This is a genomic window from Paracoccus albus (assembly GCF_027913035.1).
GTDB classification, from domain to species: Bacteria; Pseudomonadota; Alphaproteobacteria; order Rhodobacterales; family Rhodobacteraceae; genus Paracoccus; species Paracoccus albus.
Genome location: NZ_CP115775.1, coordinates 2,393,886 through 2,414,855, shown reverse-complemented (window position 1 = coordinate 2,414,855; position 20,970 = coordinate 2,393,886). Strand labels below are relative to the sequence as shown.

17 protein-coding genes are annotated in these 20,970 nt (G+C 59.1%); 8 read left to right on the top strand and 9 right to left on the bottom strand.

Annotated features, from left to right (window positions below):
- Window positions 1–25: 25 nt before the first annotated feature.
- The 3 genes from cysT to PAF20_RS12080 are packed head-to-tail and all read left to right on the top strand — an operon-like array spanning window position 26 to window position 2,396.
- Window positions 26–868 carry a sulfate ABC transporter permease subunit CysT gene (gene cysT / locus PAF20_RS12090; RefSeq protein WP_271070883.1) on the top strand — a complete coding sequence of 281 codons (843 nt, stop codon included), beginning with the start codon at window positions 26–28 and terminating at the stop codon, window positions 866–868.
- Window positions 869–871: 3 nt separating this feature from the next.
- Window positions 872–1,681: a sulfate ABC transporter permease subunit CysW gene (gene cysW / locus PAF20_RS12085; RefSeq protein WP_271070882.1), complete on the top strand. Its 810-nt coding sequence runs from the start codon at window positions 872–874 to the stop codon at window positions 1,679–1,681.
- On the top strand, window positions 1,671–2,396 hold the full coding sequence (locus tag PAF20_RS12080; RefSeq protein ID WP_271070881.1) for an ABC transporter ATP-binding protein: 726 nt from the start codon (window positions 1,671–1,673) through the stop codon (window positions 2,394–2,396). Before cysW ends, PAF20_RS12080 begins: the two co-directional genes overlap by 11 nt.
- Before the next feature lie 137 nt (window positions 2,397–2,533).
- On the opposite strand, the gene PAF20_RS12075 is transcribed toward PAF20_RS12080, so the two are convergent.
- Window positions 2,534–4,687 (bottom strand): esterase-like activity of phytase family protein, encoded by a 2,154-nt coding sequence (locus PAF20_RS12075; RefSeq protein ID WP_271070880.1) that lies wholly within the window; start codon window positions 4,685–4,687, stop codon window positions 2,534–2,536.
- 331 nt (window positions 4,688–5,018) lie between these two features.
- Here PAF20_RS12075 and PAF20_RS12070 point away from each other — a divergent pair, with 331 nt between their 5' ends.
- Window positions 5,019–6,107, top strand: a complete 1,089-nt coding sequence (locus tag PAF20_RS12070) for a Hint domain-containing protein (protein WP_271070879.1) — start codon at window positions 5,019–5,021, stop codon at window positions 6,105–6,107.
- Window positions 6,108–6,241: 134 nt separating this feature from the next.
- Here PAF20_RS12070 and PAF20_RS12065 read toward each other — a convergent pair whose 3' ends face one another.
- Together PAF20_RS12065 and PAF20_RS12060 are read right to left on the bottom strand one after the other, a co-directional pair.
- The gene (locus PAF20_RS12065) at window positions 6,242–8,191 is read right to left on the bottom strand and encodes a cation:proton antiporter domain-containing protein (RefSeq protein ID WP_271070878.1); all 1,950 of its coding nucleotides are present in this window, start codon (window positions 8,189–8,191) and stop codon (window positions 6,242–6,244) included.
- Window positions 8,192–8,306: 115 nt separating this feature from the next.
- Window positions 8,307–9,443 carry an alpha-D-ribose 1-methylphosphonate 5-triphosphate diphosphatase gene (locus tag PAF20_RS12060; protein WP_271073323.1) on the bottom strand — a complete coding sequence of 379 codons (1,137 nt, stop codon included), beginning with the start codon at window positions 9,441–9,443 and terminating at the stop codon, window positions 8,307–8,309.
- Between the two features lie 21 nt (window positions 9,444–9,464).
- On the opposite strand from PAF20_RS12060, the gene PAF20_RS12055 reads away from it, so the two are divergent.
- Window positions 9,465–10,175, top strand: a complete 711-nt coding sequence (locus tag PAF20_RS12055) for a DUF1045 domain-containing protein (protein ID WP_271070877.1) — start codon at window positions 9,465–9,467, stop codon at window positions 10,173–10,175.
- A gap of 419 nt (window positions 10,176–10,594) precedes the next feature.
- Here the strand turns inward: PAF20_RS12055 and PAF20_RS12050 are convergent, their stop codons facing one another.
- The 5 genes from PAF20_RS12050 to PAF20_RS12030 all read right to left on the bottom strand — a co-directional run bounded on the left by PAF20_RS12050 (window position 10,595) and on the right by PAF20_RS12030 (window position 14,530).
- On the bottom strand, window positions 10,595–10,795 hold the full coding sequence (locus tag PAF20_RS12050) for a CsbD family protein (protein WP_271070876.1): 201 nt from the start codon (window positions 10,793–10,795) through the stop codon (window positions 10,595–10,597).
- Window positions 10,796–10,879: 84 nt separating this feature from the next.
- Entirely contained in the window at window positions 10,880–11,833 is a 954-nt protein-coding gene (locus tag PAF20_RS12045) for a 2-hydroxyacid dehydrogenase (RefSeq protein WP_271070875.1), read from the bottom strand.
- Window positions 11,834–11,920: 87 nt separating this feature from the next.
- Window positions 11,921–12,724, bottom strand: a complete 804-nt coding sequence (gene proC, locus PAF20_RS12040) for a pyrroline-5-carboxylate reductase (RefSeq protein WP_271070874.1) — start codon at window positions 12,722–12,724, stop codon at window positions 11,921–11,923.
- A 38-nt stretch (window positions 12,725–12,762) separates the two neighbouring features.
- The gene (locus tag PAF20_RS12035) at window positions 12,763–13,266 is read right to left on the bottom strand and encodes a type III secretion system chaperone family protein (RefSeq protein ID WP_271073322.1); all 504 of its coding nucleotides are present in this window, start codon (window positions 13,264–13,266) and stop codon (window positions 12,763–12,765) included.
- A gap of 238 nt (window positions 13,267–13,504) precedes the next feature.
- The gene (locus PAF20_RS12030; RefSeq protein WP_271070873.1) at window positions 13,505–14,530 is read right to left on the bottom strand and encodes a DUF808 domain-containing protein; all 1,026 of its coding nucleotides are present in this window, start codon (window positions 14,528–14,530) and stop codon (window positions 13,505–13,507) included.
- Window positions 14,531–14,673: 143 nt separating this feature from the next.
- Here PAF20_RS12030 and cobS point away from each other — a divergent pair, with 143 nt between their 5' ends.
- From cobS to PAF20_RS12015, 3 genes are all read left to right on the top strand, one after another.
- Window positions 14,674–15,651 (top strand): cobaltochelatase subunit CobS, encoded by a 978-nt coding sequence (cobS, locus tag PAF20_RS12025; RefSeq protein ID WP_271070872.1) that lies wholly within the window; start codon window positions 14,674–14,676, stop codon window positions 15,649–15,651.
- A 103-nt stretch (window positions 15,652–15,754) separates the two neighbouring features.
- Entirely contained in the window at window positions 15,755–17,626 is a 1,872-nt protein-coding gene (gene cobT, locus PAF20_RS12020) for a cobaltochelatase subunit CobT (RefSeq protein ID WP_271070871.1), read from the top strand.
- Window positions 17,627–17,718: 92 nt separating this feature from the next.
- Window positions 17,719–19,509 carry an aminopeptidase P family protein gene (locus tag PAF20_RS12015; RefSeq protein ID WP_271070870.1) on the top strand — a complete coding sequence of 597 codons (1,791 nt, stop codon included), beginning with the start codon at window positions 17,719–17,721 and terminating at the stop codon, window positions 19,507–19,509.
- Between the two features lie 27 nt (window positions 19,510–19,536).
- Here PAF20_RS12015 and PAF20_RS12010 read toward each other — a convergent pair whose 3' ends face one another.
- On the bottom strand, window positions 19,537–20,850 hold the full coding sequence (locus PAF20_RS12010; RefSeq protein WP_271070869.1) for a short-chain fatty acid transporter: 1,314 nt from the start codon (window positions 20,848–20,850) through the stop codon (window positions 19,537–19,539).
- Between the last annotated feature and the right edge of the window lie 120 nt (window positions 20,851–20,970).

Genomic DNA, 20,970 nt, shown 5'->3' with positions numbered 1-20,970 from the left:
CATCGTTTTTCAAGGACGCCGCCCGATGGCCAGTATCGCACGCCGAGAGCCACGTATCCTGCCGGGGTTTTCCCTGTCCATGGGGATCACGCTGCTGTTTCTGTGCCTGATCGTGCTTTTGCCGATCAGCGGGCTTTTGTGGCAACTGGCCCAGCTTGGTCCGGGTGACTACGTGCGCGTGATGGGGTCAGAGCGGGTTCTGACCGCGCTGCGTGTGACGATCACGGCAGCTGCCGTCGCGACGGCGCTGAATGGGGTGTTCGGTGTCATCATTGCGTGGGTCCTGACGCGGTATCGCTTTCCGGGTCGCGGTATCGCGGATGCGCTTGTCGACCTGCCCTTTGCCCTGCCGACGGCTGTTGCTGGTATCGCGCTTGTCGCGCTGTACGACAAATCCGGTTGGCTGGGCGGGCTGCTGGACAGCATGGGCCTTCAGGTCGCCTATACATGGTGGGGCATCGTGATTGCGATGACCTTTACCTCTATCCCTTTTGCCGTGCGGGCCATACAGCCCGCGATTGAAGAGCTGGACCGGGATGAAGAGTCTGCGGCGCTGACCCTTGGGGCCAGCCGTCCGCAACTGTTCCTGCACGTGTTTCTGCGTCCGATGCTGCCCTCGATCCTGACCGGGGTGGGGTTGTCCTTCGTGCGCTCACTGGGAGAGTTCGGCGCGGTGATCTTTATCGCCGGGAACATGCCCTATGAGACAGAGATTGCCTCTCTGCTGATCCTGATACGGCTGGATGAGTTCGACTATCCGGCGGCCGCGGCCATTGCGGGCACATTGCTGGGGCTTTCGCTGGTGCTGCTGGTGCTGATCAACTTCATGCAGAACCGTCTGCAATCCTATTTGCGAACGGAGGTCTGAGCGATGTTGCGCAGCCTTCTGATCGCATTGGCGTTGGCATTTCTGGCCATCATGGTCGTGCTGCCGGTCATCGCCATTTTCCACCGGGCCTTCGCCGACGGGATCGGCGCTTATGCGGCAGCTATCATGGACCCGGAAACGCTGGCCGCCATACGGTTGACGGTGATTGCGGCGCTGATCGTCGTGCCGGTCAATATCGTATTCGGGGTTGCCGCCGCCTGGCTGGTCGCGCGGTACCGCTTTTGGGGCAGGCGAGCGCTTCTGATCCTGATCGAGGTGCCCTTTGCGATGTCACCTATCGTGGTCGGTCTGTGTTTTCTGCTGGTTTACGGCGCATATGGCCCGGTTGGCGCGTTCCTGGAACCCTATGGAATCCAGCTGATGTTCAATCTGATCGGCATCGTGCTGGTTTCGCTGTTCATTACCTGCCCCTTCGTTGTCCGTGAGATTCTGCCGGTCTTGCAGGTCAGCGGCGAGGATGAGGAAAAGGCGGCGCTGACATTGGGCGCGAATGGCTGGCAGATATTCCGCCATGTCGTGATGCCGAATATCTCATGGGGTCTGGCCTATGGCACCATGCTGACAATGGCCCGCGCGATGGGAGAGTTCGGTGCCGTCAGTGTGGTTTCTGGCGCGATACGCGGGCGGACGATGACGCTGCCCCTTCAGATCGAGCTTCTTTACAACGATTATAATGCGACCGGTGCCTTTGCGGCCGCCACTGTCCTGACAGCCTTGGCATTTGTCACGCTGATCATACGCGGTGTGCTGAACCGTTTCGGCCCGGCAAGAGAGGTCAGCCATGACACTTGAGGTTCAGGACATTCACAAGTCGATTGGTGATACCGAAATCCTGAAAGGGGTTTCGCTGAGCGTCGGCGCGGGTGAGTTCGTGGCGCTGCTGGGACCTTCTGGTTCGGGCAAGACAACGCTTTTGAACATCATTGCCGGGCTTGCCCATGCAGATCAGGGGCGTCTGATCATGGATGGGCAGGACATTACGACATTGCCAGCGGGCAAGCGCCATTTCGGCATGGTTTTCCAGAACTATGCGCTGTTTCGTCATATGACCGTCGCCCAGAATATCGGCTTTGGCCTGAAGGTCATGCAAGGCGCTGCGCGTCCGTCGGCAAAGGAAATCGCCGCGCGGGTCGACGATCTGCTGGAGATGGTCGGGCTGCCTGATCTGGCTGACCGCTATCCCGCGCAGCTGTCAGGCGGGCAGCGGCAGCGGGTTGCGATGGCACGTGCGCTCGCGATCCGTCCGCGCCTGCTGCTGATGGATGAACCCTTCAGCGCGTTGGATACGCAGGTGCGCCATTCGCTGCGCGGTTCTGTCCGCGAGTTGCAGCGCAAGGCGGGTGTAGCGGCGATCATGGTGACACATGACCGGGGCGAGGCATGGGCGCTTGCAGATCGCATCGCCGTTATGGATCACGGTCGCATCGCCCAGTTCGATCAGCCAGAGGTGCTGAGCGAACGACCTGCGAATGATGCGGTCCGTTCCCTGGTCGAAGGTCTGGAGTGATCTGACGGTATGACCGAGGTTTCGCCGCATCGGGTTGGCCGGCCCAATGGTACTTTCGCAGAAGCAGGAAATGAGAAACGCGCGCCTTTTCATGGGCGCGCGTCTGCGTTGAGTTGCGTCTGAGCTTCGTGTGCTGATCAGTCCAGCTTGAAGGACCAGAAGTAGGTCTCGCCGGATGCGTCGTCGACGCCGTCATTGTCGGAAACCATCCAGACGGTGCCGTCTTCGGCGATGGCCATGCCCTCGACCTTGTCCTGGACGTAACCGTTCCACTGCTGCAGATCGGGGATCAGATCGCGGACGGTTTCCTTGCTGACGAGCGGCAGTTCCGCATCCAGTGCGGCAGGTGTCAGTTCGCTGAGCGCGACACGAGTGACGGCCTTAAGCTTCGCCGCCTCTCCGATCTGGTTGTCGCGTTCGATCAGGTAAAGGTGGTCGCCGTTAAGAGCCAGTTCTGACAGGCCAACCCAACCCTCACCGCTTTCCAGCGGATAGCGGACGGCGGCCCATTCCTCTGTCGCCGGATCAAGCTGCAGAAGCTTGACCTGGCCCTCGGGGTCGTCGCCCCATTCGCGCTGTACGGCCAGCCACAGCTTGCCGTCGGACAGTGCGACACCTTCGAAGCCAAAGCGCTTCTCGTTTGCTGCAAGCGATTCTGGCAGGCCAATTTCCTGCGTGATCGCGCCCGACGCATCGACATGCAGGACGGCATGCGGGGTCTCTTTTTCAGTGTTGCCTTCCGATGCCAGCCAGAAGCCGCCTTCGCCATCGGTGGTGATGCCCTCAAGGTCCAGCTTCTCAGCCGGAGCGCCGTCGCGGGTTACAACCGTTTTGGCGGTGATCGTCGCGGGGGTCGTGGTTGTGTCGATCGTGTAAATTGCCGATGCCGCACCATAAGCGCTGTCGCTGACGGCGTAGAGCGTGGACGGGCTCGCCGGGTCCAGCGTCAGGCCAGACAGGGCGCCCCAGCCCACAACGCCTTCGCCTGCAACGAGCGTGGGATAGCTGGCGGCGTCTTCGGTGCGCTCATAGATCATGACATGGGCGCGGGCGGCACCGTCCTCACCCAGATCGGTCTCGTTGGCGGTTGCGAACAGGTTCCGCTCTGGTATGGCGACGAGCCCTTCGGGACCGATGCCCGACGGCAGCGCCTGAAGAAGCGTGGGTTCCGCCGGATTGCTGGCGTCGAAGACGAAGACGACGCTTCCACGTTCCGATGCGACGAAGATCAGCGGCTGCTCGCCATATTGAGCGGTGATGACGGCCTCCGGCTCGCCACCTTTGTTGTCCGAGCGTTTGTCCGGATAGTGGCCGATCCGCATGAGTTCGTCGTCGATCAGCGTGCCGCTGTCGTAGACGACGCTGCCATCCTTGTTCCAGATGGTGAAGCCGCGGCTGCCGCCGTTCCAGTCGCCTTCGTTGGCGGTGACGAAATGATCCGCGTCGATCCAGGCCACGGCATCCGGCTCTCTCGGGACGGCGGTCAGATTGGCGCTTGGATCGATTTTTCCGTCATCTTCTATATCAACGCCTTCAAGATCGACGCTTCCGGCGCTGAAATCGGCGCTGACGTTGCCATCGGCACCGATAACGACAAGGTGGTTGTTTTCCTGCAAGGTCACGACAAGTTCGCCGGCCTCGTTGAAGGACAGGAATTCAGGCTCCGGATCCTCGGGCGCGACATCTGCAAGGCCGGTCAGCTCTACCACCTGCTTCGCTTCGCAATCGACCGCACCGTCGACGACTGGCAGGCGCACGACGAAGCCGGCGGGCATCTGGGGCAGTGCGGCGTCGTTGATGTCTTCATCCCGCTCGTTCTCGATGGCGACGGCGATCATTTCGCCCGAGGCAGAGATGGCAACGCTGTCGGGCTGACCGCCGAGATCGCAGCTTGCCACCACTTCCTTCGTTGTCAGATCGACGCTGCGCAGCGTGCCGGAAGGTTCGGTGAATGATTCCGAGGTGTTGACGCCAACAAAAGCCATGTCTCCCGCGACAACCGCTGTCGTCGGCTCACCATCCACTGCGATGTTGCCAAGCGGCTTCGGCATCTTTGGATCGGTGATATCAACCATGCCGATCACACCAAGCGGGCTGTCGGAATAGATCAGCTGATTGCCGTCTTCCGTCACCGCCATGATCTCGGCCGAAGTTTCGCGCGCGCGGTTTTCGCCCTCGGCCATATTGGCGGCGGTGGCAAAGCTGGAAATGCGGTTGAAGGTCGGTTCGGCAAGGGCCGGAAGGGCGGCTGCGATGGCCAGAGATGATGTCAGCGTCAAGCGGCAGAGCATGGGTTCACCTTGATGGTTTAGGACCCGGCATGCATTGCGCGAAAGGATGACGATTTGGTGGCGATAGCGCGACGAAAATATGAAAATCAGCCATGAGAGTATAAATCATATAAAAATAGTCTAGATCATCGGATTCGATCAGCTTCTATTAGGCATGTTAAATAGTGGTTAACATTAGAAGATTAAAAATATATAACTAATGTTAAATGTGATAAATGTTTATGATCAGTATCAAGATTTTGGCGCGAATCATTTCGGGCCATTTGGCGGAGCTATCTATGCGATTGACCGGAAATGATTACCATTGCGGTCGTCTGGTGAGGGATAAGAAATGGCTCAAGAAGTTACCTGGTATCTTACGGATGTTACTCGTGCACACGGAAATGATCCTTGGACCGTGCAAGGAACTTCGACAGAAGTACTCGTTTGGTTCGGTGAACAATCTGAATGGGATGCTTTACCGTCAACAGAGCAGGACCAATACGATATATATATAATCGACGAGCCCGGCGGGGATAAGTTGGTGGATGCAGATGAGTTGCGCGAGGCAATGGCGCGCTATGACGGTACATACCAATTTCCAGATAATTCAGGTTATCTCGGGACGGATCAGATTGACGAGGACGGCAACCCATCGACGCCGGATTCCGCTTCGGTTGGCCTCGCGGTTGACGGAAGCGGTATTGAATCGTCTAAAAAGGCGGTCATTATCTCACTTGAACCAATTACGGCTGAGACTATTGATGGTGGTTACAAAGGCGGGAAGGGCAATTTTGATCCATTCCTTCCGGGCAAGCTGACGCCGCCATGCTTCGTGCGTGGCACGATGATCCGGACGCCGGACGGCGCCAAACCCGTTGAGACATTGAAGACGGGTGATCTCGTCATGACGGCTGATAACGGTCCGCAGCCGATCTTGATGATCATCTCGGCGCGGATCGGTCCCGAGCGTTTGACGACGCAACCTAATCTGCGCCCTGTGCGGATCAAGGCGGGCGCATTGGGTAACGATCTTCCCAAGACCGATCTGTTGGTCAGCCAGCAGCATCGCGTTCTTGTTCGTTCCAAGATCACACGACGTATGTTCGGTGCGGACGAAATACTGGTCGCTGCAAAGCATCTTATTCAGGTCGCCGGTATCGAGATCGCCTGGGATGTCGATGAGGCCGAATATTTCCACATCCTCTTTGCGCGTCATGAGATAATTTACGCGAACGATGCAAGTGTAGAGAGCCTTTATACCGGGCAAGAGGCCATTAACGGGCTGGGCGAGGCTGCGCTTACCGAACTTCAGCAGATTTTCCCGGAGATTTTCGAGGGCGGCGAGCCCTTCGAACCGGCACGGATTTTTGTCAACGGCAGTCATGGCCGAACGCTGGCAAGACGACATAATGTCAACCATCAGCCACTTCTGCTGTAACGAGTAACGGTCGGGCTAAACAGGCCTGCCGATATGTATCGACTTGGACGGCGCGGGACGGGCAGATCCCGGCCGTCTCTTTTTTCTTGCGGCCGGTAATCTCATGGTGCTGCGGCGATCTGTGGGTGGTTCGATCAGCTTGTTGAAGTCGTCGGGTCGCCCGTATGAGACTGCGGCGCCGCATCGACAGGATGATCCTTGATCGGAGCAGTCTGGCCCGACGCTTCCCGCGCCTCCCTGACCCTGACGCCGATGGCGCGGACCTCTGCCTCAAGTTCTTCGGTTGCGGCCTGCGCGTTCTGGACAAACTCCTGATCTTCATGCGCTGTGATGCCGGGACGCCATTTTTCGGCCAGCCTGCGCATATGCACCTGATCTGCGGCAGCGAAACCGTCTGTGATTTGTTCCGCCTCGGGTCGCGTCAGGCCGAGTGCCTCCAGCACAGAGCGTGCTGCGCGAAGCGAGCTGTCGAAGGTTTCGCGGATAATGTCATGCGCACCCGCCTGATAAAGCTCATATACATGCATACGGTCGAAGGCCCGCGCGACGATATGCACATCGGGATAGTTCTGACGGACGTAGTGTACGATCTCGGTCGCCTGATCCTTGTGGTCAATCGCCACCACAAGCACCTTTGCATCTTCAATGCCCGTCGCATGAAGCAGATCGGGTCGCGTTGCATCACCAAAATAGGCCTGCACGCCGAAGGCACGCAGCATTTCCAGCTGCTTGGACGAGAAATCGACGACCACGATCTGCTTGCCCAGGGCGCGCATCATGCGCGCCACGATGCCGCCGAAACGGCCATGACCCAGCACGATGATCTTGCCGGGTTCCGATATGCGATCCGCCTCTCGCTGCTGGTTGTCGACGAACATCGGCTGAATGACGCGATCATACAGGATGAACAAACCGGGCGTCAGCAGCATGGAAAGTGCCACGATCAGCAGCGCGATATCGGCGACGCTTTGCGGTATGACATCGCTTGCGACAGTGAACGACAGCAGCACGAAGCCGAATTCACCCGCCTGCGCCAGAGCAAGCGCAAACAGGCAGCGGTTGCTGCCGGTTACGCCGAATGCCCAGCCAAGAACGTAAAGCACCGACGCCTTCAGGATCATCAGGCCAACCGTCAGCCCGATCACCATGAACGCGTTTTCCAGCAGCAACCCGAAATCAATACTGGCCCCGACGGTCATGAAGAAAAGCCCCAGCAACAGACCCCGGAACGGGTCGATGTCGGATTCAAGCTCGTGCCGGTATTCGCTGCCTGCCAGCACCACACCGGCGAGGAATGTGCCCAAGGCGGGCGAAAGTCCGACGACCGACATCAGAAGCGCAATACCGACCACGAAAGCCAATGCGGTTGCGACAAATATCTCTCGCAGATTGGCGAGGGCGACATAGCGGAAAACGGGGCGTGTCAGGTATATTCCGGCGGCGATAACGGCGGCGATAGCCGCCAGCGTGATAAGGGCGACCTGCCAGCCCGGACGGCCCTCGACCAGACTGAGGGTCTGATGGCTGGCTTCGCCTGCATGTTCTGCGACCGGCGCAGGATCCATCAGACCGGGCATTGCCAGCAGGGGGATAAAGGCCAGCATCGGAATGACGGCGATGTCCTGAAACAACAGGACAGAGAAAGAGGCCTGCCCGCCATCCGATCTCATCAGCCCCTTTTCGCCAAGCGTTTGCAGAACGATAGCGGTCGATGACAATGCGAAAACCATGCCGAGCGCCAGTGCTATGGTCCAGTAAAGACCCATCGCTATTCCAACCGCCGCTACGAGCAGCGTGGTGACGCCGACCTGCAATCCGCCCAGTCCCAGCAACTTGCCGCGCATTTGCCACAGCATCCTCGGTTCCAGCTCCAGCCCGACGAGGAAAAGCATCATGACGACGCCGAACTCTGCGAAATGCTGTATTGATACGACGTCGACATGCAGCAGACCAAGCAGCGGTGAAATGACGATACCGGCCACAAGATAGCCAAGCACCGATCCAAGGCCGAAGCGCGTGGCAAGCGGAACAGAGATAATTCCCGCCAGAAGGAATATCGTGGCGAGCATGAGGAAGCCGGTCATTGTCAAATACCTTTGAAAGTTCCGGCGGCGCTGCCGTCGGTCATATACACTATCAAGATTCGCAGCGAACCTGATCCGCGTCCAGTGTTGCGGCGCAAAAACTATGCCCTGTGGCTCAGGCGACCCGGATGCCGCGCACCCAAGTTTCGCGCAGGGCCGGGGTCCGATCGACCATACGGAACCGGATAAGATCGGCCCGTAAACCGGCCTGTAGGCATCCGCGATCCGCAAGGCCAACCGCCATAGCCGGGGTCCGCGTCACGCAGGCCACCGCCTTGGGCCAATCGTGCCAGATTTCCGCCAGCATGGCGACCGCTGACAGAAGCGCGGATGGCACATAGTCAGAGCTGACAATGTCCAGCAAATCAGCCTCTGCCAAATCGCGCGCCGACACATTGCCGGAGTGAGAGCCGCCGCGGATCAGGTTCGGCGCGCCCATGATCGTTCGTATACCGTTTTTCGCACAGGCCTGCGCAGCGGCGAGGGTGGTCGGGAACTCTGCCAAACGGATGCCATGGGTTGCCGAACGGGCGACCTCTTCGACCGTGGAATCATCATGGCTGGCAAGGACGGCGCCAACCCTTTGCGCGAAACCGACAATGCCTGCCTCGTGCTTGGTCCGGTTTCGTGCTGATATATCCCAAAGCTCGTCAAAATATTCACCGATCTCGCGATCCGTCATCTGAACCTTGCCGCGCAGATAAGTTTCCAGGGCGGTGGTGTCGCGAAACTGGCGCTGTCCGGGGGTATGGTCCATCAAGCTGACAAGGCCGACCCTGTCCGCTTCGGTAAACTCTGCCATTTCGTCCAGCAAACTCTCCGAGCAGACTTCGGCCCGCAGGTGTAGAAAATGGCTGATCCGCAGGGCGTTGTTGTCCCTTTGCGTCAAAAGCTCGGACGCCAACTGGCGGGCATAAGGTGCGTAATCCTTGCGATCCGGGATTGATCCAACGCGCATCGCATCGAAAACGGATGTGATCCCGCAGCCGGCAAGCTCGGCGTCATGGGCATAGATTGCAGCTGCATGAGGCCAGTTCACGCCCGGGCGTGGCTGGATGTGGCGCTCCAGATTGTCGGTATGCAGTTCGATCAGGCCGGGAGCGATGAAATCGCCGTCGCAGTCAATCGCTGATGGTGGTGCACCACCTTCCCCGATTTCGGCGATCAGCCCCTCGCGGATGACGACATGGCCTTTCGTCAATTGATCGGGCAGGATCAGCGTCGCATTGGCCAGAACGGTTTCTTGCATCATCATATCCAAAGGTCTGTCGGCATGTCCGAATACAGCAGATACGCCATCTATTACACCCCGCCCGAAGGTGCATTTGCGCGCTTTGGTGCCGAGTGGCTCGGATGGGATATTGCCGCCGGCCGCGAGGTTGCGCAGCCATTCCATCCAGAGATCGATCTTGCTGCGGTCACCGCGACGCCCCGGAAATATGGCTTTCATGCGACCCTTAAGGCCCCGTTCCGCCTGGCGGATGGTGTGACGCAGCAAGACCTTCGCGAAACGGCGGCCGCAACGGCGGTGAATTTGCAGCCAGTTATGCTGGAATCGCTGAGGCTTACCAGAATAGGCTCATTCCTCGCACTGACGCCTGAGAGGAATAATGTTCCATTGCACGATCTGGCGTTTTCGCTGGTTGAGAAGTTGGATCACCTGCGCGCACCGATGACACAGGCCGAGCGTGCCCGCCGCAGGCCGGAAGGTTTGTCGAAACTTCAAACGGATTATCTGGATCGGTGGGGCTACCCTTATGTAGGGGATGAATTCAGATTTCATATGACATTGACAGGGGCCTTGACAGACGAGGAACTGGAGCGGGTCGAAGCGGTATTGAGGCCGCTATTAGGGGTGATACCCGTGCCTTTTCCGATCCAGTCAATCTGTATCGTGGGCGAGCGGCGCGATGGTCGCTTCCAAAAACTAGCAAGGTTTCAACTGGGCGAACCGGAAGGGATCTGGCGTGCTCAAAGCCGGTAATAGGTGACCTTACGTAAGGTCTGGTGCTGGTCGACAAGTTTCGCAAAAGAATATTGCGGCAGCGGCGCAAATGTTAAGGGCAATCGTATGCGATTTTCGCCCTGCGCAAACGTTTAAGTTGCTTGCCGGTGTTGGAGGGTGATTCGTTCGGCAGATGGCCAGCAACTTGAACGGCGTTCAAAATATTGGGCAATTGGCGTCTGTTCACGTAATTTTTTGTCTAAAGCTAACGAAAAAGACAGGTTCGAGCTAAATTTGCTAGTGCTCTCCCCCACCGATGTTTGCTACATTCACATTGTGTAGTGAGTTAACTTGGTTGCGTGGCGGCTGTGCCGAAAGGCACAGCCGCGGCTGCTTTAAGGAAAAAGAAAAAGGACGCCTTAACGGCGTCCTTTCTTTTTGTCGGAATTTTGTTCCGATCAGCTCTTGTCGCGGAAGAAGTTGTCCAGTTCGTTATCTGCTTCTTCTTTGGTCCAGCCGTACTTCTCCTGAAGCTTGCCCGAGAGCTTGTCTTTCTTGCCTCCGGCTTGCGTCAGTTCGTCATCAGTCAGGTCGCCCCATTTTTCCTTAACAGAGCCCTTCAACTGGTCCCATTTGCCTTCGACGACATCCCAATTCATGGCGTATCCTTTCGATTGCTCAAATTGCACTCGATAACGCCAGAAACCCTCCGAAGTTCGGTTGATATAAATTAAGGGTCGTGCTCAGGCGACCTGATCGGGCAGGGGATCACCTGACGAGAAAGCGGACAGATTGTTCAGCGCTCGCATCGCCATTTCGGTACGCGTCTGTTCGACCGCGGTGCCAAGATGGGGAAGCAGAACCACGTTGTCCAATGCACGCAACTTCGGCGGAATCTTGGGTTCATGTTCGTAAACGTCCAGGCCTGCGGCGCGGATCTTTCCGGACGACAGCGCCTCGATCAGGGCCGTTTCGTCGATCACGTCGCCTCTGGCGATATTGATGAGGATGCCATCCGGGCCAAGCGCCTCCAATGAGGCAGCGTCAATGAGATGGTGCGTGCTGGTTCCGCCCGGAACGGCAATCACCACGAAATCGGCATTCTGCATAACCTCCGCGACCGAGGGCAGCTGCCTAGCCCGGAAATCGAGCGATGAGACCTTGGAGCGGTTGAAAAAGACGACGCGCATGTCAAAGCCGTGGTGCAGCTTTTTCGCGATTGTGCGGCCGATCCTGCCCATGCCGATGATGCCAAGGGTTCGTCCCGACACCTGCGATCCCAGCATTTGCGTCGGGTGCCAGCCCTCCCACTGACCGCTGCGGGCAAGCTTTTCGCCCTCAGCGGCGCGGCGGGCGGTCATCAACAGCAAGGTCACGGCGAGTTCGGCCGTCGAATCCGTGACCACCTCGGGTGTATTGGTCACGGCGATCCCGGCGGCCTTCGCGGCATCGATGTCAATGTGATTGAAGCCGACGCCGAAATTGGCGAGCAGCCTGGTCCGTATTGTTCCTTGTTTAAAAGCATCCCCGCGAAAGCCATCGCCGAGGGTCGGCAGGATCAGATCATATTCGGCCAATGCTTGTGCTGCTTCGGCTTCCGTCAAAGGCGTATTGCTGTCGCGGAAGGTTGTTTCGAAGCGCTGAGAAATCGCGGCCTCTGCAGCTGGGGTCATACGACGTGTGACAAGAAGTTTCATCGGGGCCTCCCTCCGCCAATCGGACAATCAATGAGAGCCTAGCAGGTTTGCGGACCCGATTTCTATCCGGCTGACCGCCGAAGCCAGCTATTGCCCCAGCTCGCGAGAGCGGTCAGCCGCTGCCGCGACTGTCCGCCCGATCAATGGCGCAAGTCCGGTCTCGCTGTCCATCAACTGCGCAAGCCCTGCAGCCGTCGTTCCATTGGGCGAGGTAACCGCCTCTCTCAAGGCGGCGGGCGGTACGTCCTCAACAATGGCCAAAGCGCCGGCACCTGCGACGGTCGCCTTTGCAAGTTGCAACGACAGATCAGAGGAAAGCCCCTGTTCTTCGCCGGCACGGGTCAGGCATTCGATCAGGTGAAACACATATGCAGGCCCGGAACCGGAAACCGCCGTTACCGCGTCCATCTGGGTTTCGTCCTCCAGCCTGACGACCTGTCCGACCACCGAGAGCAGTCGCTCGGCAACATCCAGCGATCCTTTTCCGGCCTCTTCATTACCGACGATGGCGGTTATGCCCTGACCAATCGCGGCGGGTGTGTTCGGCATGGCACGAACAATCGCAGCGCCACCGAAGGCGCGCTCATAGGTCGAAAGCGTGACGCCCGCCGCGACCGACAAGATCAGTGTGCCATCTGTCGCCGAAAGATCGTTCAGCACCTGGGCCATCATTTGCGGCTTGACCGCCAGCACCAGAACGGCCGGATTTTCCGGCGCCTCTTCGTTCAGGCGTATTCCCTTATTGGCCCATTCGGCCGCAGCGTGCGGGTCAATGACGGTCACGGCCTCTGGGGCGATGCCGTTTTTAAGCCAGCCTTTCAGCATGGCCCCGCCCATACGACCGCAGCCGACAAGCACGATGCCGCGTGTGTTGATTTCAGAAAAATCCATGCTGCTATCCTGCGGCACTAGCGCGGCGGTGGTACTGGTCAGGCGCGCCCGTAGGCAGCGCCCATTGCGATGTCCATGGCAGCCTCGGCAGTGCTGTCACCCCATGCGACAAGCTGGAATGCAGGATAAAGGCGCTCTGCCTGCTCGACTGCATTGCGGATCATGTGATCGATCTGTTCGGGGTTGGCGATGGACTCCCCGGCCAGACAAAGGCCGTAGCGCCAGACCATCATCCGCTGCGACGGCCAGAAGGTGAAGGCCCCGTCCCAGACCTGATCGTTGGCAATGTTCAGCGCTTCATAGAAATCGGCCATTCGGTTGGAAGGCGGGTCCATGTCGAACGTACATATCAGCCGCAGCATATCTTCGGCCCCCGACCAGGCGAGGGTGATGGAGTAGCTGCGCCACTGACCCTCGACCGCCATGGCGATCTGATCGTCTGCGAGCCGGTCGAAATCCCATTCATGGTGGGTCGCTATCGTTTCAACGATATCGATCGGGTGGATTTCGCTGCTGTGGATGAAGCTGTCCGCCTGCGCCATGCCTGCTGTCCCCTGTGTTCCGATGGTGGGTTCCACCGTGTTTCGTGTAGGACCACGACAAAATGTGGTTTCGTCGTTGCTTCCTACAAGATCAGGTTGTGGCAGGAGGGCGCCGCTGTAAAGGAAAAATTCGTTAATTTAGCCAAAATCTTGTGGATGAAATTCACAAAACTACCATATCGCCCGTTATAAGCTAGGGGTTTGTGGGTCGCAAAGATTTCGGCGAAACAAGGCCGTGTCAGGCCTCGCTTCGCTTGAAAATCGACTTCACTGCAGCGAACAGCGGCACAATCGTCACGTTGGCCAGCGGGACGATAATATATTCCGACAGCGGGATCAGGATCAGCCCCCAGATCAGGCCAAGGATACCATCGAAGAACGCCGTCGTGGCCCAAGAGGCGATACCGGCGAATTGCGGCACCAGCTGCGCTGCGGCTTCGGCCTGATGATGGATCCATTCGTATGGCGCGTGCCAGCCCATTTCATGCAGGCCGTGAACGATGATATTGCCGCCGACCCAGATCATTGCGGCGGTGCCAATGATTGTCAGGGCCTTCATAAAGCCCGGCATGAACCGAACGATTCCGCGTCCAAGTGCAGCGACGAACCCGGTTTGACGTTTGGCCATGGCGACGCCGACATCGTCCGCTTTCACGATCAGCGCGACAGAGCCGTAAACAATAACCGTGATCGCCAGTGCAACAACGAACAGCACACCAGCTTCCGTGCCGTATTTCGCCGCACCCACCAAGGCGCCGCCAGCCATCAGCGCCGTCACCTCGTTCAGTGCGATTGTCATGATTTCGGCGGACAGGATAAAATCGGTCTTGATGGCGCCCGCGACCTTCGTTTCTTCCAGCTTGGAAGGGTCGCCCTTGCCGCCTTCGTAATGGTCATGCGGATCGTCATGCGGCGAAATCGCATGATAGACCTTTTCGGCGCCTTCGAAGCACAGATATGACCCGCCCAGCATCAGCAGCGGGGAAATCAGCCAGGGCGCAAAGGCTGACAGCAGCAGTGCAATCGGCAGCAGGATCACGACCTTGTTGAAGATGGACCCTTTGGCGATCTTCCAGATGATAGGCAGCTCTCGGTTGGCGTCGAAGCCGTGAACGTATTTCGGCGTCACCGCGGCATCGTCAATAACCGCCCCGGCGGCCTTTGCCCCGGCTTTTGCTGCCATGCCGGTGACATCGTCGATTGAGGCCGCAGCGACCTTTGCGATACCCGCGACGTCATCAAGAAGTGCTATCAAACCGGCCATTCGTCATCCTTTCCTGCTGCGCAAGCATAATAGCGCCGATGCGCGAAGGTTCCATCCCGCCTTGCGTAAACCTGTGCTGATGCGCTTGCACCAGCCGTGGGAATCCTTCATCACACCAGCGACAAATGGGAAAGGGCAAAAGAATGGCCGATCTGGACGCCAACGCAAAACCGACCGAGGAAATCGACCTGCGCGAGGTGTTCGGGCTGGACAGCGACATGAAGGTCAAGGGCTTCGCAGAGCGGAGCGACCGCGTGCCCGATGTGGACAGCACCTATAAATTCGATCCCGACACCACGCTCGCCATTCTTGCGGGCTTTGCCTATAACCGTCGCGTGATGATCCAAGGCTATCACGGCACCGGCAAATCCACCCATATCGAACAGATCGCCGCGCGGCTGAACTGGCCATGCGTCCGCGTTAACCTCGACAGCCATGTCAGCCGGATCGACCTGATCGGCAAGGATGCGATCAAGCTGGTGGACGGCAAGCAGGTCACCGTGTTCCACGAAGGTATCCTGCCCTGGGCGCTGCGCAACCCGACCGCGATTGTCTTTGATGAATACGATGCGGGCCGCGCAGATGTGATGTTCGTCATCCAGCGTGTGCTGGAAGCCGACGGCAAGCTGACCCTTCTGGACCAGAACGAGGTCATCACGCCGAACCCGTATTTCCGTCTGTTCGCCACTGCGAACACGGTCGGCCTGGGCGACACGACCGGGCTCTATCACGGCACGCAGCAGATCAACCAGGGCCAGATGGACCGCTGGTCGCTGGTCAGCACCCTCAACTATCTGTCCCACGACGCCGAGGCTGCGATCGTTCTGGCCAAGAACCCGAACTATAACAATGAAAAGGGCCGCGACGTTATCTCTCGCATGGTGACGCTGGCCGACCTGACGCGGACGGCCTTCATGCAGGGCGATCTGTCAACCGTCATGTCACCGCGCACCGTAATTTCATGGGCCCAGAACGCACGCATCTTCGACAATGTGGGCTATGCCTTCCGCCTGACCTTCCTGAACAAATGCGATGAGCTGGAACGCCAGACAGTGGCGGAGTTCTATCAGCGGCTCTTCGACGAAGAACTGCCGGAGAGTGCGGCGGCGAAGGCGGGTTGATCGGCTTTTGCGCTGCTCGGTCCGGCGGCGCCGCGCCGTTCGTGCACTGCCGGACTATGAAGCCGCGACATCGACGTTATGATGTCCTTCGGGAGATTTCCGGATGAAACCCAACGACAACCCCGCCGATCCGTTCAAGAAAGCCCTGACCGAGGCGACGCGCGCGCTTGCCGATGAGGCAGAGCTGAACGTGACCTTTACCGCCGATCCGTCCGGTGTGGCGGGCGATACAATGCGGCTGCCGCAGATCAGCCGCAGGATGGGCCGGGATGAGATCGTGCAGGCGCGGGGCACGGCGGATGCCTTTGCGATGCGCCTGCGCCACCATGATGCAGCGACCCATGCGAAATATGCACCTGCCGGACCGATGGCGCGGGAAATTTTCGAGGCGGTGGAAACAGCCCGTGTCGAGGCCGTGGGTGCAAGGGAAATGCCCGGCGCGCTGTCTAATATCGACGCAAAGATGGGGGCAGAGGCAGAGCGTCGCGGATATGCAGAGGTCAAGCAGCCAGCCGATGTGCCGCTGTCCGTTGCTGCCGGTTACATCCTGCGCGAGGCGATGACCGGGCGGAAGCTGCCGCCCGCAGCCGCGCATGTCGCCGATCTGTGGCGGCCCTTTGTCAGCCAGCAGGCGGGCCATGTGCTGGAAGCGGCCCGTGAGGCTTCACCGGATCAGGCCGAATTTGCACGGCTCGCCCGCAGGATGATCGAAGATCTGGGCTATGGCGATCAGCTTGGCGAGGACCCGGATGCCGAACCGGAAGACGATGCCAGCGAAGAGGCCGAACCCGATCCCGAGGCGGGCGATAATCAGGCCCGCGATCAGGATGACAGTGAGGACAGCGAAAGCAGCCCCGAGCGCAGTCAGGAACGCACGCAGGACGAAAGACAGGCGCAGGTCAGCCTTGACGATTCCGCGGAAGAGGAATTTGCCGAAGACAGCGAGATGCCTGACGGCGAAATGCCGGAAGAACTGCCGCCGCCCGTCAGCGATGCCTCTGCCGAATATAAGGTGTTCACGCAGGCCTTCGATGAAGAGATCAAGGCCGAGGACCTGGCAGAGCCTGCGGAACTGGAACGGCTGCGCGCCTATCTGGACAAGCAACTCGAACCGCTGCGTGGTGCCGTAAGTCGTCTGGCGAACAAGTTGCAGCGCCGACTTCAGGCGCAGCAGAACCGCAGTTGGGAATTCGACAAGGAAGAAGGCGTTCTGGATGCCGGCCGTCTTGCCCGTGTTGTCGCCAACCCGACCACGCCGCTGAGCTTCAAGGTCGAGAAGGATATGGAGTTCCGCGATACCGTCGTGACCCTGCTGATCGACAATTCCGGTTCCATGCGTGGCCGGCCGATCAGCATCGCGGCGATCTGTGCCGATGTGCTGGCGCGGACGCTCGAACGCTCTCAGGTCAAGGTTGAAATTCTTGGCTTCACGACCCGCGCGTGGAAAGGCGGCCAAAGCCGGGAGCAATGGCTGAAAGACAATCGTCCCGCACTTCCCGGACGCCTGAACGATCTGCGTCACATCATCTACAAGGGGGCCGATGCGCCCTGGCGACGTGTCCGGCCCAATCTGGGTCTGATGATGAAAGAGGGCCTGCTGAAGGAAAATATCGACGGTGAGGCACTGGAATGGGCGCATCGCAGGCTGGTGAAGCGCCAAGAGGCGCGGAAGATTCTGATGGTGATCTCTGACGGGGCACCGGTGGACGATTCGACCCTGTCGGTCAATCCGGCGAATTATCTGGAGAAGCATCTGCGCGATGTCATCGCAATGGTCGAAAAGCGTCGTCAGGTCGAATTGCTGGCGATCGGTATCGGCCATGATGTGACGCGCTATTACGAACGCGCGGTCACGATCACCGATGCAGAGCAGCTTGGCGGTGCAATGACCGAGCAGCTTGCCGGCCTGTTCGAATCCGATCCCCGCCAGCGGGCGCGGGTCATGGGACGGGGCGCGCCCAGGCGCGTTGGTTAAATTGCCGGGCAGGGCTTGCGCAGATATGTTGCGCAAGTCGGTCAGCCTGATCTAAACCGCGACAAATAAAGATATTCTCGCAGGAGGCCCGCATGTTTCAATCCTTCTCAAACGACGGCAACCCATCCGATCATCCGCCGCGACTGGCGGCGCTGCGCAAGGTGATGAAGGCGCGGGACATTGACGCTTTTCTGGTTCCGCGCGCGGATGCGCATCAGGGCGAGTATGTGGCCGATGCAGATGCCCGCCTGCGATGGCTGACCGGTTTTTCGGGAAGCGCGGGCCAGGCGGCGATAACAGCGGATAGGGCCGGTGTGTTTGTCGACGGCCGATATACGGTTCAGGCGCGGGCGCAGCTGGATCTGGACCATTTCCAGCCGGTTGATTTTCCGAAGAACCGCCCCGCAGGCTGGCTGCGGGATGCATTGCCGGAAGGTGGCCGGGTCGGGTTTGATCCTTGGCTGCATACCCATCATGAGATCGCGGAGCTTCGTGAGAAGCTGCAAGATGATAATATCGCAATTGTCCCGGTCACCAACCTTGTTGATGAAATCTGGCCCGACCGGCCCGATCCGCCTAAAGGCAAAGTCCGCATCCATGACGATCAGATCGCTGGTGCAAGCGCGGCACAGAAACGCGCCCGTATTGCGGAGGTGCTGCGCGAAAATCAGCAGCAGGCGGCGGTTCTGACGCTGGCGGATTCTCTGGCCTGGCTGCTTAACATTCGTGGCAGCGATATCCCGCGTAACCCGGTCGTGCTTGGTTTCGCGGTCATTGACGAAAATGGCTCTGTTCAGGTGTTTGCCAACCCTGAGAAGTTCGGGGCCGACCTGTGTCAGCAGCTTGGCAATGAAGTCTCAATCATTCACCCCGATGGTTTCGAGGCGGCACTGGCCAATCTGTCGGGACCGGTGCGGGTCGATCCGGCCTCTGCCCCAGAGGCAGTTTTCCAGATACTGGAGGAACGGGGGATTACCATCGCGGCAGAGGATGACCCTGTCGTCTTGCCGAAGGCGCGCAAGAACTCTGCCGAGATTGACGGAATGCGAGAGGTGCATGTCCGGGACGGGGCCGTCATGGCGCGCTTCCTCTGCTGGCTGGATGCCAATGCGCCCGGCGAGCTGACAGAAATAGACGTGGCCCGAAAGCTGGAGGATCTGCGGCGCGAGGCCGGTATCCTCGACATCAGTTTCGAGACGATCAGCGCCGTTGGACCCCATGCCGCGCTTCCGCATTATCGCGTGTCAGAGGCAAGCAATCTGGCGCTTGCCAATGGTCAGGTCCTTCTGGTGGACTCTGGCGGACAATATGAAAACGGCACGACGGACATTACCCGCACGGTGGCGGTCGGTGATATGCCGGATCAGGTGCGCGACGCCTTTACCCGTGTTCTGCAGGGTATGATCGGGATTTCGCGATTGCGTTTTCCGAAGGGCGTCTCGGGCCGGGATATTGATGCCGTCGCGCGGGCACCGCTTTGGGTGGCCGGACTGGATTTCGACCATGGGACAGGCCACGGCGTCGGCGCGGCGCTGTGTGTGCATGAAGGTCCGGCGCGGATCTCCCGTGTATCTGAAGTTCCGCTGGCAGAAGGTATGATCCTGTCGAATGAGCCAGGATATTACCGCGAAGGGGCGTTCGGTATCCGGATCGAGAACCTGCTGGTTGTGACACCCGCCGAAAGCCCGGATGGGCGCGATATGCTGGGCTTCGAGACGCTGACCTTTACCCCGATCGACCGGCGCATGATCGTGACGGAAATGCTTTCTCCAGCCGAACGCGACTGGCTGAATGCCTATCATGCCGAAGTGTTGGAAAAGATCGGCCCCGCCGTCGATGGCGAAACGCGGGCTTGGCTGGAAAAGGCAACGGCGCCGGTCTGACCGGCGCCGAAGTTTGTCACGGCTGCGTCAGATGAACCAGAGGATGCCGCCGATGATCACGCCGGTGATCAGCAGCAGGACCACACAGAAGCCCATGATGTCACGCGCTTTCAGCCCGGCAATGCCCAGCATCGGAAGTGCCCAGAACGGCTGAAGCAGGTTGGTCCAGGCATCGCCCCATGCGACGCCCATGATCACCTTGCTGATATCTGCGCCAAGCGCTTCTGCCGCGGGCAGCATGATGGGGGCCTGAACGGCCCACTGGCCGCCGCCGGATGGCACGAAGATGTTGACGATACCGGCCGATATGAAGCTCCAGAAGGGCAGGGTGGTGGCCGTCGAGATTGACACGAACCATTCCGACATCGTTGCGGCCAGCCCCGTGCCGGTCATGATTGCCATGATCCCGGCATAGAAGGGGAACTGGATGACGATCCCCGCGCCGCCCTTTACCGCATCGTCAAGCGAAGCGAGCACGCTGCGTGCCGTTCCATGAAGCGTCAGGCCGACGAAAAGGAAGGCGAAGTTAACGACGTTCAGGTTCAACCCGCCGCCGCCCGCGAAATACAGCACCAGCCAGATGATCCCCGGAATGCCGATCAGGTACATCAGGATGCGCGAACTCTCCAACCGCTCAGCCGGGGTGGCGTCAGAACGCAGTGGGGGCAGTTCTTCGTCGTTGCCGAGTGTGGCCGGATCGACCAGGACGGTTTCCTCTTCGCGGGGCATCATCATGCGGTTGGCGAAGGGCAGCACGACGACGATCACTGCAACCATCATCAGGTTCCACCAAGAAAAGATGGTTTCAGATGTAGGGATAACCCCGATCTGATCGGCGGTGAAATGCCCCTCTGTCGCGACCGTCAGCGGGATAGAACCAGAAAAGCCGCCATGCCAGATCACGAAGCCGGAATAGGCAGAAGCAACCAGCAGGCGATAGTCGACCCGCACATGCCTCGCCAGCTCTCTCGCGAAGATGGCCCCGACCACAAGGCCAAAGCCCCAGTTAATCCACGCCGCTGCCAGCGACACCAGCGTAACCATAATGATCGCGGCACCGGGTGATTTGGCCTGCTTTGCCAGGGCCGACAGAAGCCGTTTGACCGGCGGGGATGTCGCCAGGATATAGCCCGTGACCAGCACCAGCAGCATCTGCATAGAGAATTGCAGCAGAGCCCAGAAGCCCGTGCCCCAGATATTGATCAGCTCCACCGGGTTCGTGCGCTGAATGCCAAGCGCGGCCAGCATGGCAATCACTGTCAGCACCAGCACGAAGATGAAGGCGTCGGGCAGCCATCGCTCCATCAATCGTGTGGCGGGTCTGGATAAAAATCTAAGCATATTGTCCTCCCAATCTTTTTTGTGTGCAGAGACTGGCATATATCGGAAGGCCGTTAAACTTCCCTATGTGAAAATGCCGGCCCGATTGAGCCGGCATTTTCAGCGGCGTTGCAATAAGGA